The sequence below is a fragment of the Thermogladius sp. genome (genome assembly GCF_049970955.1).
Lineage (GTDB): Archaea > Thermoproteota > Thermoprotei_A > Sulfolobales > Desulfurococcaceae > Thermogladius.
In genome coordinates this window covers 1-3,947 of the sequence record NZ_JBMFLY010000071.1, presented here as the reverse complement: position 1 = coordinate 3,947, position 3,947 = coordinate 1, and the positions used below count along the sequence as shown (strand labels likewise).

Here is a 3,947-nt window from a genome sequence, read left to right as displayed (position 1 = left end):
GTAGTGGGCTCGTCCGCGATGACCACCTCGGGGTTGAGGCTGATCGCCATCGCTATAGCCACCCTCTGCTTCTGCCCCCCGCTCAACTGGTGCGGGTAGGACTCGAGCACTCGCCTCGGCAGTCCGACGGCCTCGGTGTACTCTCTCGCTACACGCAGCGCCGCGGCTTTGTCGAGGCCGTGCTCCATGAGGAACTCGGTGAACTGGTCGACGACCCTCCTGAGGGGGTCGAGAGTGGTGAACGGGTCTTGGAAGACTATGGATATCCTGCTCCCCCTCACCCTCCTGAGCTCCTCTGGCGTGAGGGTCAACAGGTCCGTGCCGCCGAGTAAGACGCGCCCCCTTACGATCTTACCCGGCTTCGGGACCATGTTCATCAGAGCGTACGCTAGTGTGGACTTCCCGCTACCGCTCTCGCCCACCACCGCCAGCATCTCGCCTCTCCTCAGCTTGAAGGACACGCCGGAGACCGCGTGCACCACCCCGCTCAGCGTGTAGTACTTAACCCACAAGTCCTCGACCTCTAGGACGTGGCCGGGCAACCTACCTCAACCTCGCACCCGTTATCCTCGAGACACCCTCGCTCACGAGGGCGAAGCCCAGGGCCAGGAGTGTTATGCAGAGGCCAGGGTAGGCCATGAGCCACCACTTGCCGTCCAGGACGAAGCCCCTCCCCTTGTACAAGTCGAACCCCCAGTCCGGGGTCGGGGGCTGGACTGTCAAGCCTATGAAACTCAGTGCGGCCTCCGTCAAGATGGCGTCGGCGCTGTTCATGCTGAAGACCACCATCATGGTCCTCGAGACGTGGGGTAGTATGTGCCTCACCACGATCCTCGAGGGGGGCAAGCCGAGTACGCGGGCCTGCTCGATGAACCCCTCGTTCTTCACGCTGAGGACCTGGCCCCTGATCATCCTGAAGTAAGTCGGCACGTAGACGACGGCTATCGCTACAGCGGCGTTCACGGGGCTCGGCCCCAAGGCCACCGAGAGGGCTATGGCGAGTATGAGGGATGGGAAGGCGTATATCGAGTCCATGACGAAGGACAGCACCCTGTCGAGCAGACCGCCGAGGTAGCCGCTCACGAGGCCTAGGAGGGTACCCACGAAGCCGCTCAGCGCGATGGAGAGGGCGACGATCGCCAGGACTATCCTAGACCCGTAGACAACTCTCGAGAAGATGTCCCGGCCTAGGTTGTCTGTCCCCATTATGTGCTCGGGGCTGGGCGGCTGGAGTGGCGCTGCTACGGACTCGACTGGGGAGTAGGGGGCTATAACGTCGGCTAGGAGCGCGAGTACTACGAAGACGATTATTATTGCTAGGCCCGTGGCTATGTAGGCGTCTCTGAATACGTGGGCGAGCCTCAACCCCACCACCCTAGTACCTCACCCTCGGGTCGATCAAGGCGTAGACCACGTCCACGATGAGGCTCGTCAAGCCGACTATGAAGGCGAAGATCAGTATAACGGCCTGTATAGCCGTGTAGTCCCTGTACATGACCTTGTCGACGAGGTATGTCCCAATACCCGGCCAGTTAAAGGTCGTCTCGGTCAAGACAGCGCCTCCCATCAAGAGCGAGAACTGTAAACCCGTGTAGGTGACTATGGGGATCAAGACGTGCTTGAAAGCGTGCCTTACGACCTTCGCCTCCCTGATCCCCCTCGACCTGTACGCGTCTACCATCTTAGACGACATGACGGCCTCCAGGTTGTTTAGGGCCAGCCTGATGTATGGCCCGGAGATGACGAGGCCGAGTGTGACAGACGGCAGTACCAGGTGGGAGAGGGCGTCTACGAAGGCGCGGGGGTTCAACTCGAGTAGCGCGTCGAGTGTGTAGATCCCTGTAATGGGCTTGAAGCCCTCGATGCTCGATATCCTCCCGCCGGTCGGCAGTATCTTGAGGTAGCTCGAGAAGACCAGCTGGAGGGCCAGGCCGAGCGCGGGTATGAAGACCACGAACACGACCGAGCCGAAGACCCTCGCGAAGGCCTCTAGGTACCTGCTCCTACGCTTAGCGACCAGGTATCCGGTCCCCACACCGATAACGAGGCTCACGAGGATGCTCCAGACGGTCAGCTCCAGCGTGGCTGGGAGCTTGTCGGCTATGTCGCTTGCTATAGGCCTACCCCTCACAACCATGGACATCCCCATGTCGCCCCTCAGGAAGTTGGCGAGGTACTCGAAGTACTGGATGTAGAGGGGCTTGTCGAGGCCCAGCTCCGCCATGATGGCCTTCAACTGCTCCTCCGGTATGTTCTTCGTGCCCAGGGCGGCGAGTACGGGGTTGCCCGGCAGGATTCTGAGGACTATGAAGACCAAAGTATAGAGGATAAGGATTGTGGGTATGATCAACGTACCTCTTATAGCCACATATCTAAGCAAACCCACGCCATTACTCACCCGGTAATCTGGTTCACCAATGTTTATCACAAATATGCTTTTAACTCGAACGGACTATTACTTAATCGGAAAAGTGGTGGGGGTTTGATGCGTAGAGGAATATTCATCGCCGTAGCCGTCGTCCTAGTGGCCGCCGTGGCCGTCGCCTCGTACTACTACCTCGCGATCAGGCAGGCCCAGCCTACGACTACAACGCCCGCTTACGCCGAGAAGATCGTTATAGGGGTCACGGACAAGGTGACAGACCTCGACCCCTCCAACGCCTACGACTTCTTCACTTGGGAGGTCTTGACCAACATTATGGACGGGCTCGTGAAGTACAAGCCCGGCACAGACCAGCTGGTACCGGGTATAGCGGTGAATTGGAGCGTCTCGGCCGACGGGTCTGAATGGGTGTTCAAGCTGAGGGACAACGTGTACTTCTGCGACGGGAGGCAGGTGACAGCCCAGGACGTGGTGAGGAGCGTTAAGAGGGTTATGAAGATCCAGGGAGACCCCTCCTGGCTAGTCACCGAGTTCGTGGACGACGTGGTCGCGCTCGACAACTTCACGGTCAAGTTCAAGCTCAAGACCCCGGCGAGCTACTTCCTCGCGCTAGTGGCCACGCCCCCGTACTTCCCTGTGAGCCCGAACTACCCCGACGACAAGATCGTGAGCGACGCGACGTGGGGTGGGGCGGGGCCGTACTGTATTAAGGACTTCAAGAGGGACGAGTACATAGTCCTGGAGGCCAACCCCTACTACTACGGCGAGAAACCGAAGACCAAGACCGTCGTGATCAAGTTCTACAGGGACGCCACATCGCTGAGGCTCGCGCTGGAGAACGGCGAAGTGGACATCGCCTGGAGGACCCTAAGGCCCCAGGACTACGTCGCGCTCGGTAGCAACCCCAACTTCGTCGTGGAGAGCATACCCGGCTCCTTCATAAGGTACATAATAGTCAACACCAAGATGAGCCCCGTCGACAACGTGCTCGTCAGGAGGGCTATTGCGGCGGCCCTCAACAGGAGCGAGATCGCCGAGAGGGTGTTCTTCGGCACCATGACGCCTCTCTACAGCCTCGTACCGGCCGGCATGTGGAGCCACATAGACGCCTTCAAGGACGCCTACGGCCCCGGCCCCAACTTGACGCTGGCGAGGGAGCTGCTGAGGCAGGCCGGGTACAGCGAGTCGAACAAGCTGAAGCTGGAGCTCTGGTACACACCGACCCACTACGGGGACACAGAGGCGGACGTCGCCACCTTGATCAAGAGCCAGCTCGAGGCGACGGGCCTGATACAGGTCGAGGTCAAGAGCGCCGAGTGGGCTACGTACGTGGACAACGCTAGGAACGGGAGGATGATGCTGAGCCTGTTCGGCTGGTACCCCGACTACATCGACCCCGACGACTTCCTCTCTCCCTTCCTGCTGAGCACGGCTAACAAGTGGACCGGCTCGGGCTACGCGAACCCGACCGTGGACAACCTGCTCAGGGAGGCCATGGTCAAGACGAGCCAGTCCGAGAGGGAGGCGCTGTACGTACAGGTCCAGAGGATCCTCGCGGAGGACG

At 60.1% G+C, this 3,947-nt stretch carries 4 protein-coding genes; 1 reads left to right on the top strand and 3 read right to left on the bottom strand.

Features of this window, described 5'->3' with window-relative positions:
- The 3 genes from ACP5VX_RS06415 to ACP5VX_RS06405 form a co-directional block, all read right to left on the bottom strand.
- Positions 1-542, bottom strand: a 542-nt coding sequence (locus tag ACP5VX_RS06415; RefSeq protein WP_428725056.1) for an ATP-binding cassette domain-containing protein, incomplete at its 3' end; no start/stop codon positions are given.
- A 1-nt stretch (position 543) separates the two neighbouring features.
- Positions 544-1,371: an ABC transporter permease gene (locus ACP5VX_RS06410; RefSeq protein WP_428725057.1), complete on the bottom strand. Its 828-nt coding sequence runs from the start codon at positions 1,369-1,371 to the stop codon at positions 544-546.
- Positions 1,372-1,375: 4 nt separating this feature from the next.
- On the bottom strand, positions 1,376-2,386 hold the full coding sequence (locus ACP5VX_RS06405; RefSeq protein WP_428725055.1) for an ABC transporter permease: 1,011 nt from the start codon (positions 2,384-2,386) through the stop codon (positions 1,376-1,378).
- Between the two features lie 99 nt (positions 2,387-2,485).
- Between ACP5VX_RS06405 and ACP5VX_RS06400 the strand changes: the two genes are divergently transcribed.
- The coding region (locus tag ACP5VX_RS06400; protein ID WP_428725054.1) for an ABC transporter substrate-binding protein at positions 2,486-3,947 on the top strand (1,462 nt) is incomplete at its 3' end.